The sequence below is a fragment of the Escherichia sp. MOD1-EC5950 genome (assembly GCF_002965345.1).
GTDB classification, from domain to species: Bacteria; Pseudomonadota; Gammaproteobacteria; order Enterobacterales; family Enterobacteriaceae; genus Escherichia; species Escherichia marmotae.
Genome location: NZ_PTSR01000002.1, coordinates 33,407 through 57,044 on the forward strand (window position 1 = coordinate 33,407; position 23,638 = coordinate 57,044).

At 48.3% G+C, this 23,638-nt stretch carries 24 protein-coding genes and 1 pseudogene; 15 read left to right on the forward strand and 10 right to left on the reverse strand.

Annotated features, from left to right (window positions below):
* The first annotated feature begins 134 nt into the window (after positions 1-134).
* From ydeE to mgtT, 4 genes and pseudogenes are all read left to right on the forward strand, one after another.
* Positions 135-1,322, forward strand: coding sequence for an efflux MFS transporter YdeE (ydeE, locus tag BEA93_RS02345; protein WP_105224332.1), 1,188 nt, complete (start codon positions 135-137; stop codon positions 1,320-1,322).
* A gap of 41 nt (positions 1,323-1,363) precedes the next feature.
* Positions 1,364-1,546 (forward strand): annotated as a pseudogene (locus BEA93_RS02350) (helix-turn-helix domain-containing protein); the annotation flags it as partial.
* 107 nt (positions 1,547-1,653) lie between these two features.
* On the forward strand, positions 1,654-1,749 hold the full coding sequence (gene mgtS, locus BEA93_RS02355; protein ID WP_000901364.1) for a protein MgtS: 96 nt from the start codon (positions 1,654-1,656) through the stop codon (positions 1,747-1,749).
* The gene (gene mgtT, locus BEA93_RS25515) at positions 1,749-1,853 is read left to right on the forward strand and encodes a protein MgtT (protein ID WP_214678605.1); all 105 of its coding nucleotides are present in this window, start codon (positions 1,749-1,751) and stop codon (positions 1,851-1,853) included. The genes mgtS and mgtT overlap by 1 nt, the downstream gene beginning before the upstream one ends.
* 114 nt (positions 1,854-1,967) lie before the next feature.
* On the opposite strand, the gene dgcZ is transcribed toward mgtT, so the two are convergent.
* The gene (gene dgcZ, locus BEA93_RS02360) at positions 1,968-2,858 is read right to left on the reverse strand and encodes a diguanylate cyclase DgcZ (RefSeq protein ID WP_000592792.1); all 891 of its coding nucleotides are present in this window, start codon (positions 2,856-2,858) and stop codon (positions 1,968-1,970) included.
* A gap of 377 nt (positions 2,859-3,235) precedes the next feature.
* Positions 3,236-5,281: a peptidyl-dipeptidase Dcp gene (gene dcp, locus BEA93_RS02365; RefSeq protein ID WP_105224331.1), complete on the reverse strand. Its 2,046-nt coding sequence runs from the start codon at positions 5,279-5,281 to the stop codon at positions 3,236-3,238.
* Between the two features lie 129 nt (positions 5,282-5,410).
* Here dcp and ydfG point away from each other — a divergent pair, with 129 nt between their 5' ends.
* From ydfG to ydfZ, 3 genes are all read left to right on the forward strand, one after another.
* Complete coding sequence (gene ydfG / locus BEA93_RS02370) at positions 5,411-6,157, forward strand: bifunctional NADP-dependent 3-hydroxy acid dehydrogenase/3-hydroxypropionate dehydrogenase YdfG (RefSeq protein ID WP_000636576.1); 747 nt, start codon at positions 5,411-5,413, stop codon at positions 6,155-6,157.
* 88 nt (positions 6,158-6,245) lie between these two features.
* The gene (locus tag BEA93_RS02375) at positions 6,246-6,932 is read left to right on the forward strand and encodes a GntR family transcriptional regulator (RefSeq protein WP_000215557.1); all 687 of its coding nucleotides are present in this window, start codon (positions 6,246-6,248) and stop codon (positions 6,930-6,932) included.
* A 174-nt stretch (positions 6,933-7,106) separates the two neighbouring features.
* Positions 7,107-7,310, forward strand: a complete 204-nt coding sequence (gene ydfZ, locus BEA93_RS02380) for a putative selenium delivery protein YdfZ (protein ID WP_000214710.1) — start codon at positions 7,107-7,109, stop codon at positions 7,308-7,310.
* Between the two features lie 35 nt (positions 7,311-7,345).
* Here ydfZ and BEA93_RS02385 read toward each other — a convergent pair whose 3' ends face one another.
* The 5 genes from BEA93_RS02385 to BEA93_RS02405 form a co-directional block, all read right to left on the reverse strand.
* The gene (locus tag BEA93_RS02385; protein WP_105224330.1) at positions 7,346-8,806 is read right to left on the reverse strand and encodes a mannitol dehydrogenase family protein; all 1,461 of its coding nucleotides are present in this window, start codon (positions 8,804-8,806) and stop codon (positions 7,346-7,348) included.
* Positions 8,807-8,899: 93 nt separating this feature from the next.
* A complete protein-coding gene (gene ydfJ / locus BEA93_RS02390; RefSeq protein ID WP_105224329.1) occupies positions 8,900-10,267 on the reverse strand; it encodes an MHS family MFS transporter YdfJ in 1,368 nt (455 codons plus the stop codon).
* Positions 10,268-10,324: 57 nt separating this feature from the next.
* Positions 10,325-11,344, reverse strand: a complete 1,020-nt coding sequence (locus tag BEA93_RS02395) for a Zn-dependent oxidoreductase (protein ID WP_105224328.1) — start codon at positions 11,342-11,344, stop codon at positions 10,325-10,327.
* Positions 11,345-11,355: 11 nt separating this feature from the next.
* Positions 11,356-12,570 carry a starvation-sensing protein RspA gene (gene rspA / locus BEA93_RS02400; protein ID WP_000706280.1) on the reverse strand — a complete coding sequence of 405 codons (1,215 nt, stop codon included), beginning with the start codon at positions 12,568-12,570 and terminating at the stop codon, positions 11,356-11,358.
* A gap of 215 nt (positions 12,571-12,785) precedes the next feature.
* A complete protein-coding gene (locus tag BEA93_RS02405; RefSeq protein WP_001516354.1) occupies positions 12,786-13,112 on the reverse strand; it encodes a YnfA family protein in 327 nt (108 codons plus the stop codon).
* Positions 13,113-13,246: 134 nt separating this feature from the next.
* On the opposite strand from BEA93_RS02405, the gene BEA93_RS02410 reads away from it, so the two are divergent.
* Positions 13,247-13,588, forward strand: a complete 342-nt coding sequence (locus BEA93_RS02410) for a DUF1283 family protein (protein WP_001027860.1) — start codon at positions 13,247-13,249, stop codon at positions 13,586-13,588.
* A 34-nt stretch (positions 13,589-13,622) separates the two neighbouring features.
* Entirely contained in the window at positions 13,623-14,183 is a 561-nt protein-coding gene (gene speG / locus BEA93_RS02415; protein WP_000199502.1) for a spermidine N1-acetyltransferase, read from the forward strand.
* Between the two features lie 2 nt (positions 14,184-14,185).
* Here the strand turns inward: speG and BEA93_RS02420 are convergent, their stop codons facing one another.
* Entirely contained in the window at positions 14,186-14,896 is a 711-nt protein-coding gene (locus tag BEA93_RS02420) for a YnfC family lipoprotein (RefSeq protein WP_085947941.1), read from the reverse strand.
* A 106-nt stretch (positions 14,897-15,002) separates the two neighbouring features.
* Between BEA93_RS02420 and BEA93_RS02425 the strand changes: the two genes are divergently transcribed.
* From BEA93_RS02425 to clcB, 6 genes are all read left to right on the forward strand, one after another.
* Positions 15,003-15,311 carry a DUF1161 domain-containing protein gene (locus BEA93_RS02425; protein ID WP_105224327.1) on the forward strand — a complete coding sequence of 103 codons (309 nt, stop codon included), beginning with the start codon at positions 15,003-15,005 and terminating at the stop codon, positions 15,309-15,311.
* Between the two features lie 197 nt (positions 15,312-15,508).
* Positions 15,509-17,935, forward strand: coding sequence for a selenate/tellurate reductase subunit YnfE (gene ynfE / locus BEA93_RS02430; protein ID WP_105224326.1), 2,427 nt, complete (start codon positions 15,509-15,511; stop codon positions 17,933-17,935).
* A gap of 10 nt (positions 17,936-17,945) precedes the next feature.
* Positions 17,946-18,563, forward strand: coding sequence for a DMSO reductase like molybdoenzyme iron-sulfur subunit YnfG (gene ynfG / locus BEA93_RS02435; RefSeq protein WP_038354333.1), 618 nt, complete (start codon positions 17,946-17,948; stop codon positions 18,561-18,563).
* 1 nt (position 18,564) lies between these two features.
* Entirely contained in the window at positions 18,565-19,419 is an 855-nt protein-coding gene (gene ynfH / locus BEA93_RS02440) for a selenate reductase membrane anchor subunit YnfH (RefSeq protein ID WP_105224325.1), read from the forward strand.
* Between the two features lie 42 nt (positions 19,420-19,461).
* The gene (gene dmsD, locus BEA93_RS02445) at positions 19,462-20,076 is read left to right on the forward strand and encodes a Tat proofreading chaperone DmsD (protein WP_000148720.1); all 615 of its coding nucleotides are present in this window, start codon (positions 19,462-19,464) and stop codon (positions 20,074-20,076) included.
* A 157-nt stretch (positions 20,077-20,233) separates the two neighbouring features.
* The gene (clcB, locus tag BEA93_RS02450; RefSeq protein ID WP_105224341.1) at positions 20,234-21,526 is read left to right on the forward strand and encodes a voltage-gated ClC-type chloride channel ClcB; all 1,293 of its coding nucleotides are present in this window, start codon (positions 20,234-20,236) and stop codon (positions 21,524-21,526) included.
* On the opposite strand, the gene bioD is transcribed toward clcB, so the two are convergent.
* Positions 21,479-22,174: a dethiobiotin synthase gene (gene bioD / locus BEA93_RS02455; RefSeq protein WP_000919218.1), complete on the reverse strand. Its 696-nt coding sequence runs from the start codon at positions 22,172-22,174 to the stop codon at positions 21,479-21,481. The two genes, clcB and bioD, sit on opposite strands and share 48 nt — an antisense overlap.
* Before the next feature lie 125 nt (positions 22,175-22,299).
* A complete protein-coding gene (mlc, locus tag BEA93_RS02460; RefSeq protein WP_000225254.1) occupies positions 22,300-23,520 on the reverse strand; it encodes a sugar metabolism global transcriptional regulator Mlc in 1,221 nt (406 codons plus the stop codon).
* Between the last annotated feature and the right edge of the window lie 118 nt (positions 23,521-23,638).

Consider the following 23,638-nt stretch of genomic DNA (forward strand, 5'->3'; position numbering starts at 1 on the left):
TTAACAGTTGATTCGTTAGCCATCGTTTCCGACGGCATTAATGGCAAATAAGTCGCTATACTTCGGATTTTTGCCATGCTATTTCTTTACATCTCGAAAACAAAACATAACAAAACGCACCGCCGGACAGCCAAATGAACTTATCCCTGAGACGCTCTACCTGCGCCCTTCTCGCCTCATCGTTGTTATTAACCATCGGACGGGGTGCCACGCTACCGTTTATGACCATTTATTTGAGTCGCCAGTACGGTCTGGGAGTCGATCTGATCGGTTATGCGATGACAATTGCACTAACCATCGGCGTGGTTTTTAGCCTTGGATTTGGCATTCTGGCGGATAAGTTCGACAAGAAACGTTATATGTTACTGGCAATTACCGCCTTCGCCAGCGGTTTTATCGCCATTCCCCTGGTGGACAGCGTAACGCTGGTGGTGCTGTTCTTTGCTCTCATCAACTGCGCCTATTCCGTTTTTGCTACCGTGTTGAAAGCCTGGTTTGCCGATAATCTTTCATCCACCAGCAAAACGAAGATCTTCTCGATCAACTACACCATGCTCAACATTGGCTGGACCATCGGCCCACCGCTCGGCACGCTATTGGTGATGCAAAGCATCAATCTGCCCTTTTGGCTGGCCGCCATCTGTTCCGCGTTCCCCATGCTTTTCATTCAAATTTGGGTAAAGCGCAGCGAGAAAATCATCGCCACAGAGGCGGGTAGCGTCTGGTCGCCAAAAGTTTTGTTACAGGATAAAGCTCTGCTGTGGTTCACCTGCTCTGCTTTTCTTGCTTCTTTCGTGAGCGGTGCTTTTGCCTCGTGCATTTCACAATATGTGATGGTGATTGCTGATGGCGATTTTGCCGAAAAGGTGGTCGCGGTTGTTCTTCCGGTTAATGCTGCGATGGTGGTTACGTTGCAATATTCCGTGGGTCGTCGCATTAATCCGACCAACATTCGCGCATTAATGACGGTGGGCACCCTCTGTTTTGTCGTCGGTCTGATCGGGTTTATCTTTTCCGGCAACAGCCTGCTACTTTGGGGAATTTCAGCCGCGGTATTTACCCTCGGTGAGATCATTTATGCCCCTGGTGAGTACATGTTGATTGACCATATTGCGCCGCCGGGGATGAAAGCCAGTTATTTTTCCGCCCAGTCATTAGGCTGGCTTGGCGCAGCGATAAATCCACTGGTGAGTGGTATCGTGCTCACTACCATGCCGCCTTCCTCGCTGTTTGTCATCTTAGCGTTGGTGATCATTGCGGCGTGGATGCTGATGTTAAAAGGTATTCGCACCAGAACGTGGGGGCAGCAGGTGCTTTGTTGACGGACGAGCCGTGCCAGTGTGGTACGGCGCTGCGGATTATTTTCCTGCGACAACGGCGATTAATACGCGTACAGGATTATCTGCAAAATTCGGCTTTTAACATCGATAAAATTGCCGAGCTGACGGGGTTTAGTCATTCAGCGTTACTGCGTCATCATTTTCACCAGCGTTTTTTATTATCCCCTTCACAATATTGGAAAAACAACCGACCACCATCACATTAACCACCTAATTCAGCCTTCGTTTAGGTTACCTCTGCTAATATCTTCCTCATTGAGATGAAAATTAAGGTAAGCGAGGAAATACACCACACCATAAACGGAGGCAAATAATGCTGGGTAATATGAATGTTTTTATCGCCGTACTGGGAATAATTTTATTTTCTGGTTTTCTGGCCGCGTATTTCAGCCACAAATGGGATGACTAATGAACGGAGATAATCCCTCACCTAACCGGCCCCTTGTTACAGTTGTGTACAAGGGGCCTGATTTTTCTGACGGCGAAAAAAAACCGCCAGTAAACCGGCGGTGAATGCTTGCATGGATTGATTTGTGTTTTGCTTTTACGCTAACAGGCATTTTCCTGCACTGGTAGCGGATCGCTGACACAGTAGCATCACGTTTCTCAATGAATGTTAAACGGTGTTTAAACTCGAGTAATCACGCTCTGTTCATCAATAAACATGCAGCGGTTTCTTCCGGTCTGCTTACCCTCATACATTGCTCTGTCTGCTCTTCCGATTACCGCATCCAGCGACTCTTCAGGAAATGCCCGGCTGACTCCAGCGGTCACGGTTATGTTGATATGCCCGTCAGAATGTGCAATTGCGTGGTTATCGACTAACTGGCAAATACGAACTCCGGCACGGCATGCCTCTTCATCATTAGCAGCTTTGACGATGATGATAAATTCTTCGCCGCCATAGCGATAAACCGTTTCGTAATCACGCGTCCAGGTAGCTAAGTAAGTTGCCAGCGTGCGTAATACCACATCGCCTATTAAATGCCCGTAGGTATCATTAACCAATTTAAATCGGTCTATATCCAGCAATATTAAATAGAGATTCAACGGCTCAGCATTGCGTAATTGATGATCAAAGGACTCATCAAGAACCCGACGACCGGGTAAGCCAGTCAGAACATCCATATTGCTACGAATAGTTAAAAGGTAAATTTTGTAATCGGTTAATGCCGCGGTAAAAGAAAGTAACCCGTCCTGAAATGCGTCAAAATGCGCTTCCTGCCAGCGATTTTCGACAATAGCCAGCATTAACTCCCGTCCGCAGATATGCATATGCTGATGCGCAGAATCCATTAGCCGAACGTAAGGTAATTCATCGTTATCGAGTGGCCCCAGATGATCAATCCACTGACCAAACTGGCACAGCCCATAAGAATGGTTATCTGTAATTTCTGGCTTACTGGCATCTTTCGCTACCACGCTGTGAAACATACTCACCAGCCACTGGTAATGGGCATCAATAGCCTTATTGAGATCTAACAAGATGGCATCGATTTCCGTTGTCTTCTTGATCATTGCCACTCCTTTTTCACAGTTCCTTGTGCGTTCTATTGTAACGGGAGAAAAGAAAACTTATGTCAACAATTCCATAGAAAAATATTTACTAATGGATAAAAACATAACCGCGTGATTTAAAACAAAATACGCAGAAAAAAATAATTAATTCTGGCAAAACAGGTTCAATTTAAGCCAGAAGATATAATACTGATTATGCCGAAGGGGGGAAAACAATGGCCAGATGGATTAGAGCATCTGGCAGTATTATAATTCTACAAATGTACGGAGATACCGAATAACAATTCCAGACATAGCAGTGGGAAACTAAAAACAGAAATGAATAACATAGTATATATTGCCCCGGGCAGGAATCAGTCCGGGGCAATATGGGAGAGTTAAACATCCAGCCCGCGATGTTGCAACATTGGTGCAATCTGTGGTGCCTTACCGCGCCATTGACGATACAGACGTTCTAAATCTTCGCTGTTGCCTTTGGAGAGGATTGCCTCGCGAAAATATTGCCCATTTTCACGCGTTAATCCGCCCTGCTCAACAAACCACTGATAACCATCGTCTGCCAGCATTTGCGTCCACAGATACGCGTAGTAACCCGCCGCATATCCTCCGCCAAAAATGTGGGCGAAATAACTGCTGCGATAACGTGGCGGTACAGCAGGAAGATCCATATTTTCCGCCACCAGCGCCCGCTGTTCGAAATCGTCCACATCCTGCATCGCCTCATTCTCTTGCAAACAGTGCCAACGCATATCGAGAAGCGCAGCACTAAGCAGTTCGCTCATCTCATAGCCTTTATTGAACAGGCTGGCATTGCGCATTTTCTGTTGCAGAGTTTCCGGCATGGCTTCTCTGGTTTGATAATGCCGGGCATAGCGGGCGAACACCTGCGGATGCGTTGCCCAGTGTTCGTTGATTTGCGACGGAAATTCAACAAAATCACGCGGCGTATTGGTGCCGGAAAGCGTGGCATAACGCTGGCAGGCAAACAGACCATGCAATGTATGTCCAAACTCATGGAATAAGGTAATAACGTCATCCCACAGCAACAAGGCAGGCTCACCAGCGGCTGGTTTTTGATAATTGCAAACGTTATAAATTACCGGGCGCGTTTCATTGAGCGTAGATTGCTCGACAAAATTACCCATCCACGCGCCGCCACTTTTTGAATCACGGGCGAAGAAGTCACCGTAAAATAGCGCCAGTCCAACACCGTTATGATCAAAGATTTCCCAGACCCGCACATCCGGGTGATATACCGGTATATCAAACCGTTCGACAAACTTAATGCCGAAAAGCTGATTGGCGGTCCAGAATACCCCTTCATTCAGTACCGTGTTTAATTCAAAATAAGGTTTGAGTTGCGCCTCATCAAGATCGAATTTCTCACGACGTACCTGTTCGGCGTAAAACGCCCAGTCCCACGGCTGTGCGCTAAAACCGCCTTGCTGTTTTCCGATAACCGCCTGAATAGACGCTAATTCATCGCTCGCACGCTGACGCGCCGCCGGAACAATTTCCCGCATAAAGTTGAGTGCCGCTTCTGGCGTTTTTGCCATCTGGTCGGCTATTTTCCATGCGGCATAATGAGGGAAGCCAAGTAATGTTGCCTGTTGCGCGCGGATCTCCACCAGCCGTTGAATGATAGCGCGGGTATCGTTGGCATCATTTTTTTCCGCACGCGTCCAGGCTGCAGTGAACAGTTTTTCACGTGTGGAACGATCGCGGAGTTCCGCAAGCGCCGGTTGTTGCGTAGTGTTCAGCAGTGGGATAAGCCATTTGTTATCCAGACCTTTCTCGCGAGCCGCCCCGGCCGCCAGGGCAATCTCTTGCTCACTCATGCCTGCCAGTTGCTGAATATCGTCAACCACCACTCCACCGGATTTGTTCGCAGCTAATAACCGCTGGTTAAACTGACTGGTCAGCGTCGCGGCTTCGGTGTTCAGCACTTTTAATTTTGCTTTATCCGCATCTTCAAGTTGGGCTCCGGCAAGGACAAAACGCTGATGAATAACGTCAACCAGTCTAATGGATTCACTATCAAGCCCCAGGGTTCCGCGGCGCTGCCAGACTGCATCCACCCGCGCGAATAATTCGCCGTTCAGATAGATATCATTAGCCAGTTCCGCCAGTTCGGCGGAAAACTGTTCATCAAGACGCTGTAACTCATCGTTGGTATGCGCCGCTGTCATGGCAAAAAAGACGCTGGTGACGCGGGTAAGCAATTCACCGCTCTGTTCCAGCGCCAAAATCGTGTTAGTGAAATCAGGTGTCTGCGGGTTGATCGCGATAGCGGTAATCTCAGCACGCTTTTGCCGCATCCCCTCGTCGAAAGCCGGACGATAGTGATGATCTGCAATTTGATCAAAACGGGGAGCCAGATACGGCAGTGTGCTTTGCACAAGGAAAGGGTTCATTGTTGTCATTTTCTTCTCCTGAACGCGAGGTGTCCCATAGCGTAGGCTGACTGGTAACGGAGTGCAAACCAGTATTACCTGCTCTTAAGCATCACGTGCTATGTTAAGGGACACACAAAAGCGTTGAGGAACAGTGAGATGATCGTTTTAGTAACTGGAGCAACGGCAGGTTTTGGTGAATGCATTACTCGTCGTTTTATTCAACAAGGCCATAAAGTTATCGCTACGGGTCGACGCCAGGAGCGGTTGCAGGAGTTAAAAGACGAGCTGGGCGATAACCTTTATATCGCCCAGCTCGATGTTCGTAATCGCGCCGCTATTGAAGAGATGATGGAATCGCTTCCTGCCGATTGGCGTGACATTGATATTCTGGTGAATAACGCCGGGCTGGCGCTGGGTATGGAACCTGCACATAAAGCCAGTGTCGAAGACTGGGAAACAATGATTGATACCAACAATAAAGGCCTGGTGTATATGACGCGTGCCGTGCTGCCTGGCATGGTTGAGCGTAATCGAGGTCATATTATTAACATTGGTTCAACGGCAGGTAGCTGGCCATATGCTGGTGGCAACGTTTATGGCGCAACAAAAGCATTCGTTCGTCAATTCAGCCTGAATCTGCGTACTGACCTGCATGGCACTGCGGTTCGTGTCACTGACATCGAGCCAGGTCTGGTCGGCGGTACTGAATTTTCCAATGTCCGCTTTAAAGGCGATGACGGTAAAGCGGAAAAAACCTATCAAAACACCGTTGCGCTGACGCCAGAAGATGTCTGTGAAGCCGTCTGGTGGGTGGCGACTCTCCCGGCTCACGTTAACATCAATACTCTGGAAATGATGCCAGTTACCCAGAGCTATGCCGGACTGAATATCCATCGCCATTAATTTTTATACCCGGCCTAACCGCCGGGTTATTGTTTGTCACAAAAAAGTGGTAGACTTGCTCAGTTAACCCACTCAAAAGCAAGAACGAATGACCGTCGAAACACAACTCAATCCCACGCAACCAGTCAATCAACAGATTTATCGTATTCTCCGTCGCGACATTGTGCATTGTCTGATTGCACCGGGTACGCCGTTATCGGAAAAAGAAGTTTCTGTTCGTTTCAATGTGTCGCGCCAGCCAGTTCGTGAAGCCTTCATTAAGCTGGCGGAAAATGGCCTGATTCAAATTCGCCCGCAACGTGGCAGCTACGTCAATAAAATCTCCATGACTCAGGTACGCAACGGTAGTTTTATCCGCCAGGCCATTGAGTGCGCCGTAGTCCGCAGAGCGGCGACCATGATTACCGATAGCCAGTGCTACCTGCTTGAGCAAAATCTCCACCAGCAACGTATAGCCATTGAACGCAAACAACTGGATGATTTTTTTGAACTTGATGATAACTTCCACCAAATCCTGACGCAGATTGCCGACTGTCAGCTCGCGTGGGACACCATTGAAAACCTGAAAGCGACCATTGACCGGGTACGCTATATGAGTTTTGACCACGTCTCGCCACCAGATATGTTGCTGCGCCAACACATGGATATTTTTACTGCGCTACAAAAGCATGATGTCACTGCGGTAGAAAAAGCAATGACACTGCATTTGCAGGAAATAAGTGAATCCGTGCAGCAAATCCGCCAGGAAAACAGCGACTGGTTTAGCGAAGAGTAATTCATGTCCTCTCATCCCACCCGGGATGAGACTCCATTCCCTTCTTCTGGTTCATGCAAGCATCAAAAAAGATGTGAACTTGATCATAAACAAAAAAATATTCACTCGACAGGAGTATTTATATTGCGCCCGTTACGTGGGCTTCGACTGTAAATCAGAAAGGAGAAAACACCTATGACGACCTACGATCGTAACCGTAACGCAATCACCACTGGCAGCCGTGTTATGGTTAGCGGCACCGGTCACACTGGCAAGATCCTGTCGATTGATACTGAAGGTCTGACCGCAGAGCAAATCCGCCGCGGAAAAACCGTGGTTGTTGAAGGTTGTGATGAAAAACTCGCGCCTCTGGACCTGATTCGTCTCGGCATGAACTAAGCGTGTGAATGCCGCCGATGGCGGCATTGCTGTTTTTACGCCACGGTATATTTTGCCACGGTTGCTTTCGCGCCTTCAGTCAATAAAGACAAATACGCCTCTGTTACTTTATCTGTGAATAAAGCATTGTTCGGCAAATCGTTACCAAAGATCGCCTCAATCGCTATCAATGCCCGCACGCGTTCTTTCCCTTCCTCACTATTTTGTACGGTCTGCTGGATCACAGACAATAACGGGTCGCTGATCTCAATTGGATTACCCAGCTCATCTACACCGCCGACATAACGCATCCAACCCGCGACACCAAGCGCCAGGAGATTAAATGAACTGCCATGCGCCAAATGCCAGCGCACAGAATCCAGCATACGTTGCGGCAGTTTCTGACTACCATCCATCGCAATCTGCCAGGTCCGATGGCGTAAAGCAGGGTTACTGTAGCGCTCAATCAATCGGTTAGCATAATCTTGCAGATCCACCCCCTGCACTTTCAGCGTCGGTGCCTGTTCCTGCAACATTAATGTAAGCGCTGCACGGCGATAATTACCATCTTCCATACAATCATTAATATGCTGATAACCCGCCAGATATCCCAGATAAGCCAGGAAGGAATGGCTGCCGTTGAGCATACGCAGTTTCATCTCTTCATATGGCAGTACATCACTAACCAGTTCGGCTCCCGCTTTTTCCCATTCCGGGCGTCCGGCAACAAAGTTATCTTCAATCACCCACTGGCGGAAAGGTTCACAGGCAACACCTGCCGGATCACGCACACCGGCGAGTTGTTCGATTTTATCCAGTGTTTCTGCCGTGACCGCGGGTACAATGCGATCCACCATTGTCGATGGGAAAGTCACGTTTTCTACAATCCATTGCGCCAGTTTTTCGTCGACAGCACGCGCATAAGAAGTGACAACGTCACGCATAACATGACCATTCTCAGGCATGTTATCGCATGACATCACCGTAAATGCCTGTAACCCTGCCGCTTTACGTCGTGCCAACGCCTCGACGATAACCCCTGGTGCCGTTTTGGGCTGGTGAGGATTGTTCAGATCAGCGACGATCATTGGGTGATCCAACATTAACTGGCCGCTCGCCGGTGAGTGGAAATAACCTTTCTCCGTAATTGTCAGGGAGACAATAGCAATTTGCGGTTCACACATGGCAGCCAGTACCGCTTCCAAACCGTCGATTTGCACATGCAGCGCTTTTTTCACTACGCCAATGACACGAGCAGTCCAGGCATCTGCGGACATCTCCGCAACGGTATAGAGATTATCTTGCTGTTTTAGATCGACGATTTGCTGTTCCCCGCCGATTAAGTTGACCTCATAATATCCCCAGTCACTGCAATGTTCAGCGGCAAGAATATCGGCATACACGCCTTGATGCGCGCGATGAAATGCGCCAAAACCTAAATGAACAATTCGAGGTATCAAATTATTACGCTCATAGACAGGAAGCGTAGCCTTCGCTGATAACAAATTATTTCCCATGACAATTCCTTTAATTTAAATTTGGCAAGATGAGATGAATGGCTTGTTATATGAATAAAAAATCCCTTCTCCGTAAAAGAAGGGATTCAGGATTTACAGACTTCTTGAAGGTTGCGCAGATCTTACAATACGTGGTTGATCTTCCGCGGCATCTTCCAACGCACTCAGATCGCGGTCTTTAACTTCTGGCATTTTCAGCGCGGAAATTAATCCGATAACAGAATAAGCCATAATCATTATTGCAATCGGATACCAGGATTCGGTCATGGTGCAGAAAATACCTGCCAGAATAGGACCAAAACCTGAAGCAACAAGACCACCTATTTCTTTGGATATTGCCATTCGGGTAAAGCGACTTTTACAGCCGAACATTTCTGCCATAGTAATGTTTTCCAGGGCAAATAATCCCAACACCGCACAGTTGTGAATTACAATCAACGCAACCATGATGGTACTTGGAGCATAGCTTTTATCTACGATAATAGAAAGCATTGGCCACGCCAGTACAATGGCTGAAGTATTCATAATGATATAGGGAATACGACGGCCAATTTTATCGGATAACCAACCGAGGAAAGGTATCGTCATAAAACCAATAATGGAACTGATCATTAATGCATCTGTTGGAATTGCTTTATTGAACAGCAGAGTCTGCACTAAATATCCGGCAAGGAAGGTTTGAATCAAACCTGAGTTTCCTGCCTGTCCAAAACGCAGACCCGTTGCCAGCCAAAAAGACTTACTCTGGAACATACTGCCAGAAGGAACAGCTTTTGGCGCAGGCTGCTTACTGTCATTAACTTTCTCAAAAACCGGGCTTTCTTTCAGGTTCATGCGCAACCAGATAGCAAAGACCATCACCACAACACTAGCGAGAAACGGAATACGCCATCCCCATGCCAGCAACTCTTCTTTGCTGAGAATAAAGAACATAAAAGCCCAGATTGCCGTTGCACTCAAAGTACCGCAGTTCGTTCCCATCGCGACGAATGAGGAGATAATGCCGCGTTTGCCTTTCGGCGCATATTCCGCCAGCATCGTACCAGCTCCGGAAATCTCAGCACCAGCCCCCAACCCCTGAATAATACGTAGAGTCACCAGCAAGATTGGCGCAAAAACACCAATCTGTGCATAAGTCGGCAACACACCAATTAGGGTAGTACAGATCCCCATCATAGTGATGGTAATAAAGAGAACTTTTTTACGCCCTATTCTGTCGCCCATTTTGCCGAAAATAAATGCCCCAACAATGCGTGCTACATAACCAGCACCGTAGGTTCCCATTGCCAGAATTAACGCCATTGCGGCTGATGATTCCGGAAAAAATATTTCATGAAATACTAACGCTGCACCGAGCGAGTACAACTGAAAATCCATAAATTCAAGTGCCGTACCTAACCATCCTGATACCGCTGCCTTCACTAAATCCTTAGTGCTTCTTTCATGTTTTTCTATTGTCATAATTATTATCTCTAAATAAGAGGTAAGATGCGTACTGCTTATCCGCTGTTATTGATATTATTCAGAAAAAGTGAGTAAAACTTTGCAGCAATGCTTTTGATCATTTTCAAATAATGAAATAGCATCAGCGACATGTTGATAATCAAAGGTATGAGTAATTAATTTATTAGGGTTAATTAAACCTTTGCTTAGCCAGTCGATAACCACCGGAAATTTATTGGCATTTAACCGAGAAGAAAAAATAGAGAGTTCCTTGCCGGTAATTCCCTGTTGAATAACTTCAGACGGCTCACTGGAGAATCCCATTAACACAATTCGTGCCGCAGGAGATGCCAGCATAACCGCTTCTTTCAGAATTGATGGATGACAAGCGGCATCAATAATTAATGTTGGTTTAATACCCTTTTCAGCGAATATTTCGCCAAGCGGTGTCTGGCTGTTATTAATCGCCCAATCTGCTCCGCTCTCTTTCGCTTTGTCCAGTCGTTCATCAATGCGATCGGCAACAATCACATTTTTAACGTTATAGACCCCCTTTAATACCTGAACAATAGTCAGACCAATTGGACCTGCGCCATAAACTAGCACGGTGTCATCTTCAGTCGGTTGACCGTGTCCGGTAACGTTCGCCGCAATGGTAAAGGGTTCGATCATTACCGCGAATTTATCAGCCACTGCATCGGGAATTTTCCACGCGTTTTTTGCCGGAACTACCGCATATTCGCTAAAACCGCCGTCGGTGTGAACACCTAATACTGCTAGCGTTGTGCAGACGTTCGGCTTACCAATTGAACACGGATAACAATGTCCGCAACTGACTACCGGATCTACCGCAACACGTTCGCCAACTCTGGTGTTCACTACGCCTTCACCTACGGCATCAATCACGCCAAAAAACTCGTGCCCAATGACGCGCGGATATTTCGCAAATGGATTATGACCGCGATAAATATGACTATCCGATCCACAAATCCCGGCGAGTTTCACTTTTACTCGCACTTCACCCGCTGATGGGGTAGGTATTTCCCGTTCGATAATCGCCAGTTGATTCGGTTTTTCAATTAAGATGCTTTTCATTATTTTACTCCTTACCAGTTCCATAACGTGCCATCTTCCAGACGTGCGACTGGCAGATAAGCAGGTTCGTAGGGATATTTCGCCGCCAGCTTTTCATCGAACTCGATGCCAATACCTGGCTTGTCACCCGGATGCATATAGCCGTTATCGAAGCTCCAGTTGTGCGGGAACACTTCGAGCATTTGTTCTGAGTAGCCCATGTATTCTTGTACGCCAAAATTCGGCACCCACAGGTCAAAGTGCAAAGCCGCAGCCATGCAGACTGGTGACAAATCGGAAGGACCGTGTGAGCCTGTGCGCACCTGATAAAGCGAAGCAAAATCCGCAATCCGACGCATACCGGTAATGCCGCCTGCATGGGTCAGCGTGGTACGGATATAGTCGATAAGTTGCTCTTCAATGAGCTGTTTGCAGTCCCAAATGCTATTGAAGACTTCACCCACCGCAATTGGCGTGACGGTATGTTGGCGAATCAGACGGAAACACTCCTGGTTTTCTGCGGGGGTCGGATCTTCCATCCAGAACATGCGAAAATCTTCAATGCTTTTACCAAAGCGCGCCGCTTCAATAGGCGTTAAGCGATGATGCATGTCATGCAGCAAATGTTCATCAAAACCAAACTTGTTACGTACCGCGTCGAACAGTTTTGGCATGAAGTCGAGATATTTTTCCGTTGACCACAACTGCTCTTCTGGCCACTGCCCTTTGGTTGCAGGTTCATAGGCCTGCCCTTTTCCTTTAGACATACCGTAAGTCGTTTTCATGCCAGGAATACCGCACTGCACGCGGATGGCCTTGAATCCCAGTTCCTGATGACGGGCATAATCATCCAGTGCCTCATCAATACTGTGACCGGTGGTATGGCAATAGACCATCACCCCTTCGCGAGACGCGCCGCCGAGTAACTGGTAAAGCGGCATGTTGGCAGCTTTAGCTTTAATGTCCCATAGCGCCATATCAACGGCTGAAATGGCCGACATAGTCACCGGGCCGCGACGCCAGTAAGCACCTTTATAGAAAAACTGCCAGATATCTTCGATACGGTGGGCATCACGGCCTATAAGTTGCGGACACAGGTGATCCTGCAAATAGGACGCAACGGAAAGCTCGCGTCCGTTGAGAGTGGCATCACCAAGACCGGTAATACCGTCCTCGGTGGTGATTTTTAAGGTGACGAAATTACGCCCCGGACAGGTAACAAAAACTTCAGCCCCTACAATCTTCATGTTCTATTCCTTGCATCGCTTATCGTGATGCATGAAATCTACGCAACTGAGCTACTACCATACAAGTATGAAGATCAAAAAAAGCCAGAACGATCACAAAAAAAAGCGCATATTTGCGCCATGAATAGTTCTAAAAATAGTCAAAGCTTATTGTTTTTCAGTGCCCTGAAAACGCGTATGTCATTGATAATAAAATATCTTATAGACCAGAAAAATCAGGCACGTCCCCAGCCAGCAACAATAATCAACATACCGCAAAGCGCAATTATCGCGCCTGTCCAGTCGTAGAGACTGAGCTTCACCCCATCCACCACACGCAGCCAAATCAACGCCGTACAGACATAAACGCCACCATAAGCCGCATAAACTCGCCCACTTGCTGCGGGATGTAACGTTAACAGCCAGACAAACAGCGCCAGGGAAATCCCCGCCGGAACCAACAGCCAGACGCTGGCATTTCGTTTCAGCCATAACCAGGGTAAAAAGCAACCCATGATTTCACACAGGGCAGTAACAAAAAACAGTAACGTTGTTTTAATCATCTTTGTCACTTATTGACATCATGTATATTTATAGGGCGACATAATATCATCAACATATACATCCTTCTGTTACGTTTCGTGTTCACAGTGGATCGTGTAAAATCGCCTTTAATCATTCATACAAGGAATGAATCATGAATATCACTCTCTGCAAAAAACTCAGCCTGCTCGCTTTTCTGCTGCCTTGCGCACTGGCATTTAGCGCAACTACTCATGCAGAAACTAACAAACTGGTGATTGAATCTGGCGACAGCGCACAGAGTCGCCAGCAGGCGGCGATGGAAAAAGAGCAATGGAATGACACGCGTAATCTGCGTCAGAAAGTCAACAAACGCACCGAGAAAGAATGGGATAAAGCTGACGCCGCATTCGATAACCGCGATAAATGTGAGCAGAGTGCCAACATTAATGCCTACTGGGAGCCGAATACTTTACGCTGTCTGGACCGTCGTACTGGCCGCGTAATCATCCCCTAACCTGTTATTGATATAAGGAATGTAAGGACACGTTATGACAAGCGCCCACAGTGTTAAGCTACGTCCGCTGGAGCGTGAAGATTTACGCTATGTGCATCAACTCGACAATAACGCCAGCGTAATGCGTTACTGGTTTGAGGAACCCTACGAAGCCTTCGTTGAACTCTCTGATCTGTACGATAAACATATTCACGATCAGAGTGAACGCCGTTTCGTCGTGGAATGTGATGGCGAAAAAGCCGGTCTGGTGGAGCTGGTGGAAATTAACCACGTCCATCGCCGCGCTGAATTTCAGATAATCATCTCCCCGGAATACCAGGGTAAAGGTCTGGCAACCCGCGCCGCGACATTAGCGATGGATTATGGCTTCACTGTTCTTAATCTCTATAAACTTTATCTGATCGTCGATAAAGAGAATGAAAAAGCGATTCATATTTACCGTAAGCTCGGTTTTACGGTCGAAGGTGAACTGATGCATGAATTCTTTATTAACGGTCAATATCGCAATGCCATTCGCATGTGCATATTCCAGCATCAGTATCTGGCGGAACATAAAACGCAGGGGCAGACTCTACTGAAACCGACCGCGCAATAGCATTAATAATAATCAATGGTATTTTTGATGGTGTAAACCCGTTCGACAGCGGGTTTTTCCCCCTCATCCACAATGATTAATTGGCAGTCCACCGGATTGGCGTGGCTGTCATATTCACAGGTCTGCCTGATATTACCAACTTGTTGATTATTCAGCAAAGTAATGGCCGTATAATCGAGTTTTTTGATCGGGTCCTTTGACGGTGTCGCGGTGACAGATAACGTTTTGTCGTTGCTTATTGTCGTTTTACCCAGCGGATACCCCTGGCCATCATACCGATACTCCATCTTCATCTGTTTACTGCTGGCTTTAACCACGAAGCCATTATCATCGGTTTCCCAACTCACCCCTGCGGAAGGTAATTCCGCTAACTGACATTTCCCCTGTAAACGTACTCGCTTCTCCAGCGTCTGTGCATCACGGTAATAATTTGCGTCTAACACCAGGGCAACTACAGTATTATTCTCCAGATCCAGCAATTCGAGAGAATCAAAACAGCCTTCCTCCGATAAAGTACCTGAAACGCGCTTCGTTACTTCCCCTTGCTCATTTATTAATGTCTGAGTGAAATCCTTAACCGGACCACGCAGCGGATCAAAATCAAATTCATTAGAGAAACTGGCCATCTCTGGCGTAAAAGAGAGCGTTACTTCTGTGCGGTCACATCCTGTAAGCGTTATCGCGAGCAAACATGGCAGTAATTTGGCATTCACATCAGTCACCTGACAGTAAAGATGATTCTCAATCATAGTAGCAAATACAGTAATTTACACGTGAAATGCTATGCTTAGGTAGTAATATTCATGTAAGGAGCCAATGATGAAAAACGTCGCCTGTAGTGCCGCACTTCTGCTCGCCCTGGCCTCATCCACAGTGCTCGCCGCGTCGGATTCTTGTGAGCGTATAAAAAGCGATATTTCACAGCGCATTATCAATAACGGCGTCCCGGAAAGCAGCTTCACTTTAAGTATTGTGCCGAATGATCAGGTTGATCAGCCTGATTCACAGGTCGTCGGGCATTGTGCCAACGACACGCATAAAATTCTCTATACCCGCACCACCAGCGGTAATGTTTCTGCCCACTCTCAACCAACCCATGATAGTGGCCCTGCCGAACCGCATCAATAAACCTGTGGCTGCCTGATGTGATCAGACAGCCACAAAAATCTGCTTCTAAAGCGACATTAGCTCACCTTCTGACATCCTTTTCTATTGATATGGATTAATAACTCTTAACTCCAAATGGGTAGACTTCATCTATTGTTAGCACGCTAAATATTCAATATATAAGCAAATATATAACGATAGATATCAGGGAGTGAGTTATGTCCAAAAAAGAACAACCGGTGGGCATTAGCCGCAGAACATTAGTTAAATCTACCGCTATTGGTTCGTTGGCATTGGCAGCAGGCGGTTTTTCATTACCTTTTACGATGCGTAGTGCGGCGGCGGCAGTGCAACAGACCAGCGAAAAAGTAGTCTGGGGGGCCTGTTCCGTCAACTGTGGTAGCCGCTGCGCACTTCGGCTACATGTTAAAGATAATGAAGTTACCTGGGTGGAAACCGATAACACCGGCGACGACGAATATGGCAATCATCAGGTGCGCGCCTGTTTACGCGGTCGCTCTATCCGTCGACGCATTAATCATCCCGATCGATTGAATTATCCGATGAAACGCGTAGGCAAACGCGGCGAAGGAAAATTTGAAAAGATTAGCTGGGATGAGGCGCTTGACACTATCGCCACTAGCCTGAAAAAAACCGTCGAGCAATATGGCAACGAAGCTGTTTATATTCAGTACTCTTCGGGGATCGTCGGCGGCAATATAACCCGCTCTTCCCCATCAGCTTCTGCGGTCAAACGCCTGATGAACTGTTACGGTGGTTCGCTTAACCAGTATGGCTCTTACAGTACTGCACAAATTTCCTGCGCTATGCCCTATACCTACGGCAGTAACGATGGCAACAGTACCTCAGATATCGAAAACAGTAAGCTGGTGGTGATGTTTGGTAATAACCCGGCGGAAACGCGAATGAGCGGCGGCGGAATCACTTACTTTCTTGAAAAAGCGCGTGAGAAATCAAACGCCAAAATGATTGTTATCGATCCGCGTTATACCGATACCGCCGCCGGTCGTGAAGACGAATGGATACCTATTCGTCCAGGAACTGATGCTGCGCTGGTGGCGGGTATCGCCTGGGTATTGATTAACGAAAATCTCGTTGACCAGCCATTCCTCGATAAATACTGCGTCGGTTATGACGAAAAAACCTTACCCGCAGATGCGCCGAGAAATAGTCACTACAAAGCGTATATTCTCGGCGAAGGTGACGATAAAACAGCGAAAACGCCGCAGTGGGCTTCGCAAATCACCGGCATCCCTGTAGACCGTATCATCAAACTGGCGCGTGAGATCGGCACAGCAAAACCAGCCTATATCTGTCAGGGCTGGGGGCCGCAACGCCAGGCCAACGGCGAGTTGACCGCACGCGCTATTGCTATGTTACCTATTCTGACGGGCAATATTGGCATCAACGGCGGGAATAGTGGCGCGCGTGAATCAACCTACACTATTACCATTGAACGTCTGCCGGTACTGGATAACCCGGTCAAGACGTCAATTTCCTGCTTTAGCTGGACGGATGCTATTGATCATGGTCCGCAAATGACGGCTACACGTGACGGCGTTCGCGGTAAAGAGAAGCTGGATGTGCCTATTAAGTTCATCTGGAACTATGCGGGCAATACCCTGGTAAATCAGCATTCGGACATCAACAAAACGCATGAAATTCTTCAGGACGAATCGAAATGCGAAATGATTGTGGTCATCGAAAACTTTATGACCTCTTCGGCAAAATACGCCGACATTCTGCTGCCAGACCTGATGACCGTTGAGCAGGAAGATATTATTCCTAACGATTACGCCGGTAACATGGGATACCTCATTTTCCTCCAGCCAGCCACCAGCGAAAAATTCGAGCGCAAACCGATTTACTGGATCCTGAGCGAAGTCGCAAAACGGCTTGGGCCTGATGTCTATCAGAAGTTCACCGAAGGACGTACTCAGGAACAATGGTTACAACATCTGTACGCCAAAATGCTTGCCAAAGATCCGGCGTTACCGCCTTACGACGAACTGAAAAAAATGGGTATCTATAAGCGTAAAGATCCCAATGGTCATTTTGTCGCCTACAAAGCATTTCGTGACGACCCCGAAGCGAATCCACTAAAAACACCATCCGGTAAGATTGAAATATATTCCAGCCAATTGGCGGAAATTGCCCGTACCTGGGAGCTGGAAAACGATGAAGTGATAAGCCCACTGCCGGTTTACGCCTCAACCTTTGAAGGATGGGATTCCCCTGAACGCAGCACCTTCCCACTACAACTGTTTGGTTTCCATTATAAATCCCGTACTCACTCCACCTACGGCAACATTGATGTGCTGAAGGCGGCCTGCCGTCAGGAAGTATGGATCAACCCTATCGATGCGCAGAAGCGAGGTATTGCCAACGGCGATATGGTACGGGTGTTTAACCATCGTGGCGAAGTCCGTCTGCCAGCGAAAGTGACACCTCGTATTATCCCCGGCGTTAGCGCTATGGGTCAGGGGGCATGGCACGAAGCCGATATGTCTGGTGATAAAATCGATCACGGCGGTTGTATTAATACCCTGACCACTCTGCGCCCTTCACCACTGGCGAAAGGCAACCCGCAGCACACCAATCTGGTTGAGATCGAGAAGGTTTAAGGAGTAGCCCATGACAACGCAATATGGATTTTTTATTGATTCCAGTCGCTGCACCGGTTGTAAAACCTGCGAACTGGCGTGCAAAGACTTTAAAGATCTTGGCACCGAGGTAAGTTTCCGCCGTATTTATGAATACGCGGGTGGCGACTGGCAGGAAGATAACGGTGTCTGGCATCAGAACGTGTTCGCCTATTATCTCTCGATTTCCTGTAACCATTGCGATGATCCTGCCTGTACAAAAGTATGCCCCAGCGGCGCAATGCATAAGCGTGAAGATGGCTTTGTGGTGGTTGATGAGGATATTTGTATCGGCTGTCGCTACTGCCATATGGCCTGCCCCTACGGCGCGCCACAGTACAATGCGGAAAAAGGACACATGACTAAGTGCGATGGTTGTTATTCACGCGTCGCCGAAGGGAAACAGCCAATATGCGTCGAATCATGCCCGCTGCGCGCCCTTGAGTTCGGTTCGATTGAAGAGCTACGCAGGAAGCACGGCACTCTGGCTGCCGTCGCGCCACTGCCGCGCGCACATTTCACAAAACCCAATATCGTTATCAAACCTAACGCCAACAGCCGCCCAACCGGCGATACCACTGGTTATCTGGCTAACCCGGAGGAAGTTTAAAATGGGAAATGGATGGCATGAATGGCCACTAATGGTCTTTACCGTATTGGGCCAATGTGTTGTGGGCGCGCTGATTGTTAGCGGAATTGGCTGGTACGCTGCCAAAAATGACGCAGACCGTCGGCGTATTGTCCGTGGCATGTTTTTCCTCTGGTTGCTGATGAGCATCGGTTTTATCGCCTCTGTCATGCACCTGGGATCGCCACTACGTGCGTTTAACTCACTGAATCGAATCGGATCTTCGGGCTTGAGTAACGAGATTGCTGCCGGTTCATTGTTCTTTGCCGTTGGCGGGTTATGGTGGCTGGTGGCGGTCATCGGTAAGATGCCGCAAGCGTTGGGAAAACTCTGGTTACTTGCCAGTATGGTGCTCGGCGTTGTTTTCATTTGGATGATGACCTGTGTTTATCAAATCGACACCATACCAACCTGGTATAACGGTTACACTACACTGGCTTTTTTCCTGACGGTCTTGCTGAGTGGACCGATACTTGCGGCCGCTATTCTGCGGGCCGCCCGCGTTACGTTTAATACCACGCCGTTTGCCATCATTAACGTTCTGGCGCTGATCGCCTGTGTCGGAGTGATTGTGCTGCAAGGTTTGTCTCTGGCATCCATTCACTCATCTGTACAACAAGCCAGCACGTTGGTGCCAGATTACGCCTCATTACAGGTCTGGCGTGTGGTATTGTTATGCGCTGGTCTGGGATGCTGGCTGTGTCCGTTAATCCGTCGCCATGAACCTCACGTTATCGGGCTTGTGCTGGGGTTAATCCTCATACTTAGCGGCGAGATGATCGGGCGTGCGCTCTTTTATGGCCTGCATATGACCGTCGGAATGGCCGTCGCAGGTTAACAAATTAGTGCGGGTTACCCCGCACGTTTCAGGATGATAAGAATGACGCATTTTTCACAACAAGATAATTTTTCTGTCGCGGCGCGCGTGCTGGGCGCGCTGTTTTATTACGCTCCAGAGAGTGCAGAAGCCTCTCCGCTGGTTTCTGCGTTAACCGGCGACGGCTGGGATACCCAGTGGCCCTTGTCACAAACGTCATTAGCACCGCTGGTAACGACTTTTAAGGAAGAGTGTGAAGAGTCGCGTAATCAGGCCTGGCAACGGCTGTTTGTCGGCCCGTATGCGCTACCGTCACCGCCGTGGGGATCTGTCTGGCTGGATCGCGAATCGGTGCTGTTTGGCGATTCTACATTGGCGCTCCGTCAATGGATGCGCGAAAAAGGCATTCAGTTTGAAATGAAACAAAACGAACCGGAAGATCATTTTGGTTCACTGCTATTGATGGCAGCATGGCTGGCAGAGAACGGTCGCCAGACCGAGTGCGAAGAATTGCTGGCGTGGCACCTTTTACCGTGGTCGACACGTTTTCTTGAGGTGTTTATCGAAAAAGCAGAACACCCTTTTTATCGCTCACTCGGTGAGCTGGCCCGTTTAACACTGGCACAATGGCAGTCACAATTGTTAATTCCTGTCGCGGTTAAGCCTCTGTTTCGTTGAATAATCGTTAGTATGACCGAAAGGCGGTAACTGCACGCCTTTCGGATAAAATAAGTGACAACGTCACGATTAATTTCTCATAAAGCACATACAGCTTTTGCTCCAGACCCCTTTTCCCGCAAAATAGATGCCTGTGTTTAATTTGCCATTTCTGCTCATGCATCATCTACACATCTACCCGGATCTACGCACCATGTTCCGCCGTCTGTTTATTGCGACGGTGATCGGTATTCTCGCGGCTCTTGCCGTCGCAGGGTTTCATCATGCGATGCTGTTGCTGGAGTGGTTGTTCCTGAACAATGATTCCGGAAGTCTGGTTAATGCTGCCATGAACCTTTCGCCGTGGCGTCGCCTGCTAACTCCGGCACTTGGCGGACTGGCAGCAGGTCTATTGCTGATGGGATGGCAGAAATTCACGCAACAACGCCCTCACGCGCCTACCGATTATATGGAGGCATTACAAACCGATGGGCAGTTTGATTATGCCACCAGTCTGGTCAAATCTTTCGCGTCTTTGCTGGTGGTGACGAGCGGCAGTGCCATTGGACGTGAAGGTGCGATGATCCTGTTGGCAGCGCTTGCCGCCTCCTGGTTTGCACAACGTCTTACACCGCGTGAAGAGTGGAAATTGTGGATTGCCTGTGGCGCTGCTGCGGGGATGGCTGCGGCCTATCGCGCCCCGCTTGCCGGAAGTTTGTTTATTGCTGAAGTGCTGTTTGGCACCATGATGCAGGCCTCTCTCGGTCCGGTGGTAATTTCCGCCGTAGTGGCTCTGCTTATCAGCCATCTTCTTAATAATAGCGATGCTTTGCTCTACAGCGTGCAACTCTCAGTAATAGTTAAGACCCGTGACTATGCGCTGATTATTAGTACTGGTGTACTGATGGGACTGTGCGGTCCACTGTTTTTAAAGCTAATGAACGCCAGTCATCGGGGCTTTGTTAATCTCAAACTTGCGCCCCCCTGGCAACTGGCATTGGGAGGTTTGATCGTGGGACTGCTTTCCCTGCTCACACCGGCTGTGTGGGGCAACGGCTATAGTACGGTACAATCCTTTTTAACTGCCCCGCCACTGCTTACGGTCATTGCAGGGATCTTTCTTTGCAAACTTTTTGCCGTGCTGGCCAGCAGTGGTTCCGGCGCGCCAGGCGGTGTGTTTACGCCAACACTATTTATCGGACTGGCGATTGGTATGCTGTATGGTCGTAGCCTGGGGTTATGGCTTCCTGGCGGAGAAGAAATTACGCTGTTACTCGGGCTAACCGGGATGGCAACACTACTGGCTGCAACCACGCATGCGCCAATTATGTCGACATTGATGATATGCGAAATGACTGGGGAGTATCAGCTACTCCCCGGTTTATTAATTGCTTGTGTGATTGCGTCAGTAACGTCGCGGACGTTACACCGTGACTCTATCTACCGCCAACACACTGCGCAGCATGGGTAAGCGGATGTATTGCCCCAGTTCACGCTGTTCTGCGCGCGGCAAATAAGGCAGTTCGCCAATGAGCGGTGCCGGGAGTTTTTTACCCAATACATCTATGATTTCAGCGTAATGTGCTAACCCTGGGTTGATACGGTTAGCCACCCAGCCAATGAGCGGAAGACCATCGTTCGCAATCGCCTGTGCGGTCAGAAGCGCATGGTTAATACAGCCTTCCTGAATGCCCACCACCATCAACACCGGTAGCTGCTCCTGAACCACCCATTCAGAGAGCGGACGCAGGTCATTCATCAGACTACGCCAGCCGCCAGTGCCTTCGACCACCACATGGTCGACTTTATTCGTCAGGTTAGCCAGACCATTTGAAATGAGGGTGTAATTGATCGGGCAACTGTGCGCCACACTACTTTCTTCTTCGCTTAACGCAATGGGATTGACTGCTTCATAAGGCAGTTCAATAGATGAAACACTCTGCAACACCAGGGCATCTTTATTACGTAGCCCATCGGGTGTCTCTTTGCTCCCCTTCGCTACGGGTTTATACCCCGCAACCGTTTTTCCCTGGGAGGCTAACGCTTGTAGCAATGCGCGGGAAACCACCGTTTTCCCTACAGAAGTGTCTGTACCTGTTATAAAGAAACGCTTCAGCATCACTAACTCCACCGTTATGCTTCACAAATATAAGCCAGGAAAATAATTCAACTTTGGAAGTCTAAGTTATGCTTTCCTGCCCCAATTTGAGATAGCGCAAATTTTGGTAGAACAGTTAAAAAATGTTAACCCTGCAACAGACGAATCAACAAAGAACCGTTATACATAGCGTCTTTTACCAATGCGGCTCCCGCCATCGTCCCCTGATTAGAAAACTGCGTGCTTTCGACGCTAATGTGCTGGCTGTAGGCAGGAAGCGCCTGCTGACGGATGCTGTCAGAAATGACAGGGAACAGGATTTCTGCCGCTTTGCTTAACGGTGAACCAATCAGTATTTTTTGTGGGTTAAATAAATTCACCATGATGGCAAGAATGCGCCCAACATGCGCCCCCACACCGGTAATAATATCTTTTGCCAGCAGATCGCCCCGCAGTGCCGCCTGGCACAATGAGTCCACGGTTAACGGCTGTCCGTGTAACATCGAACTCATGGATTGATTCAAACGTAATTGCGCCAGTTCAAGAATGCTGTCAACACTGGCGATGGTTTCCAGGCAGCCGTGGTTACCGCAATAACAGCGTTTTCCATAGGGGTCGACCTGAGTGTGGCCTATCTCCACAAGGCTACTGCTTCCTGCGTGTAACAGATGACCATCGGTAATCACACCCGCTCCCACATTGTGATCGATAACCACCTGAATCACATCGCGCGCTCCGCGGGATGCGCCGAACAAGGCCTCGGCCATCGTCCATGCGCTGATATCATGCTGAATATAAACCGGTACACCGGTATGCTGCTCAAGCGCTTCACCGAGCGGCATCTCTTTTACGTCCTCGTAGAACGGCATACGATGTACAATACCATTTTCCGTATCAATAATTCCCGGCATGGTAATGGCAATAGAAGTCAGGCGCTCGAGTTTTTTCTGATGGCGAATAAAAAACTGATCAATATGAGTAATGATGCGATCCAACAGCGGTAATTCATCCTGCAGCGCCAACTCCAGCGAGTCTTCCACCACCAACTTGCTGCTTAAATCACGCAGTGCAAGAAAAATCTCGCCACGACTAATACGCAAAGAAAGATAGTGCCAGGCTTCCGTTTCTACTACCAACCCCACCGCCGGACGGCCACGGTTTCCAGCCTCTTTAATTTCCAGCTCTTGCACCAGGTGCGCTTCAAGCATTTCGCGGACAATTTTGGTAATACTGGCTGGCGCGAGCTGCGCCATGCGAGAAAGGTCGATACGCGAAATGGGACCAAGCTGATCAATCAGGCGATATACAGCACCTGCGTTGGTCTGCTTTATTTGATCAATGTGCCCCGGCTGGTTTTCAGCAACCACCTCATACTCCCTATATTTTCGCGCTCCGAAATAATCTGTAGGCTATGGTGAAGCACTTCAATGCGTAACGTCAAATTTTTACTTAGCCATGTGATTGACAGCACATTTTTCGGGATTT

What these genes read in the sequence shown, in the direction of transcription:
- rspA (WP_000706280.1), bottom strand. Translation starts at nt 12,570, where the DNA reads ATGAAGATTGTAGGGGCTGAAGTTTTTGTTACCTGTCCGGGGCGTAAT.
- clcB (WP_105224341.1), top strand. Translation starts at nt 20,234, where the DNA reads ATGCATCATCTACACATCTACCCGGATCTACGCACCATGTTCCGCCGT.
- BEA93_RS02395 (WP_105224328.1), bottom strand. Translation starts at nt 11,344, where the DNA reads ATGAAAAGCATCTTAATTGAAAAACCGAATCAACTGGCGATTATCGAA.
- BEA93_RS02425 (WP_105224327.1), top strand. Translation starts at nt 15,003, where the DNA reads ATGAAAAACGTCGCCTGTAGTGCCGCACTTCTGCTCGCCCTGGCCTCA.
- ynfH (WP_105224325.1), top strand. Translation starts at nt 18,565, where the DNA reads ATGGGAAATGGATGGCATGAATGGCCACTAATGGTCTTTACCGTATTG.
- dgcZ (WP_000592792.1), bottom strand. Translation starts at nt 2,858, where the DNA reads ATGATCAAGAAGACAACGGAAATCGATGCCATCTTGTTAGATCTCAAT.
- BEA93_RS02375 (WP_000215557.1), top strand. Translation starts at nt 6,246, where the DNA reads ATGACCGTCGAAACACAACTCAATCCCACGCAACCAGTCAATCAACAG.
- mgtT (WP_214678605.1), top strand. Translation starts at nt 1,749, where the DNA reads ATGAACGGAGATAATCCCTCACCTAACCGGCCCCTTGTTACAGTTGTG.
- ynfG (WP_038354333.1), top strand. Translation starts at nt 17,946, where the DNA reads ATGACAACGCAATATGGATTTTTTATTGATTCCAGTCGCTGCACCGGT.
- ynfE (WP_105224326.1), top strand. Translation starts at nt 15,509, where the DNA reads ATGTCCAAAAAAGAACAACCGGTGGGCATTAGCCGCAGAACATTAGTT.
- ydeE (WP_105224332.1), top strand. Translation starts at nt 135, where the DNA reads ATGAACTTATCCCTGAGACGCTCTACCTGCGCCCTTCTCGCCTCATCG.
- speG (WP_000199502.1), top strand. Translation starts at nt 13,623, where the DNA reads ATGACAAGCGCCCACAGTGTTAAGCTACGTCCGCTGGAGCGTGAAGAT.
- mgtS (WP_000901364.1), top strand. Translation starts at nt 1,654, where the DNA reads ATGCTGGGTAATATGAATGTTTTTATCGCCGTACTGGGAATAATTTTA.
- ydfJ (WP_105224329.1), bottom strand. Translation starts at nt 10,267, where the DNA reads ATGACAATAGAAAAACATGAAAGAAGCACTAAGGATTTAGTGAAGGCA.
- ydfG (WP_000636576.1), top strand. Translation starts at nt 5,411, where the DNA reads ATGATCGTTTTAGTAACTGGAGCAACGGCAGGTTTTGGTGAATGCATT.
- BEA93_RS02410 (WP_001027860.1), top strand. Translation starts at nt 13,247, where the DNA reads ATGAATATCACTCTCTGCAAAAAACTCAGCCTGCTCGCTTTTCTGCTG.
- ydfZ (WP_000214710.1), top strand. Translation starts at nt 7,107, where the DNA reads ATGACGACCTACGATCGTAACCGTAACGCAATCACCACTGGCAGCCGT.
- BEA93_RS02385 (WP_105224330.1), bottom strand. Translation starts at nt 8,806, where the DNA reads ATGGGAAATAATTTGTTATCAGCGAAGGCTACGCTTCCTGTCTATGAG.
- bioD (WP_000919218.1), bottom strand. Translation starts at nt 22,174, where the DNA reads ATGCTGAAGCGTTTCTTTATAACAGGTACAGACACTTCTGTAGGGAAA.
- BEA93_RS02405 (WP_001516354.1), bottom strand. Translation starts at nt 13,112, where the DNA reads ATGATTAAAACAACGTTACTGTTTTTTGTTACTGCCCTGTGTGAAATC.
- dcp (WP_105224331.1), bottom strand. Translation starts at nt 5,281, where the DNA reads ATGACAACAATGAACCCTTTCCTTGTGCAAAGCACACTGCCGTATCTG.
- dmsD (WP_000148720.1), top strand. Translation starts at nt 19,462, where the DNA reads ATGACGCATTTTTCACAACAAGATAATTTTTCTGTCGCGGCGCGCGTG.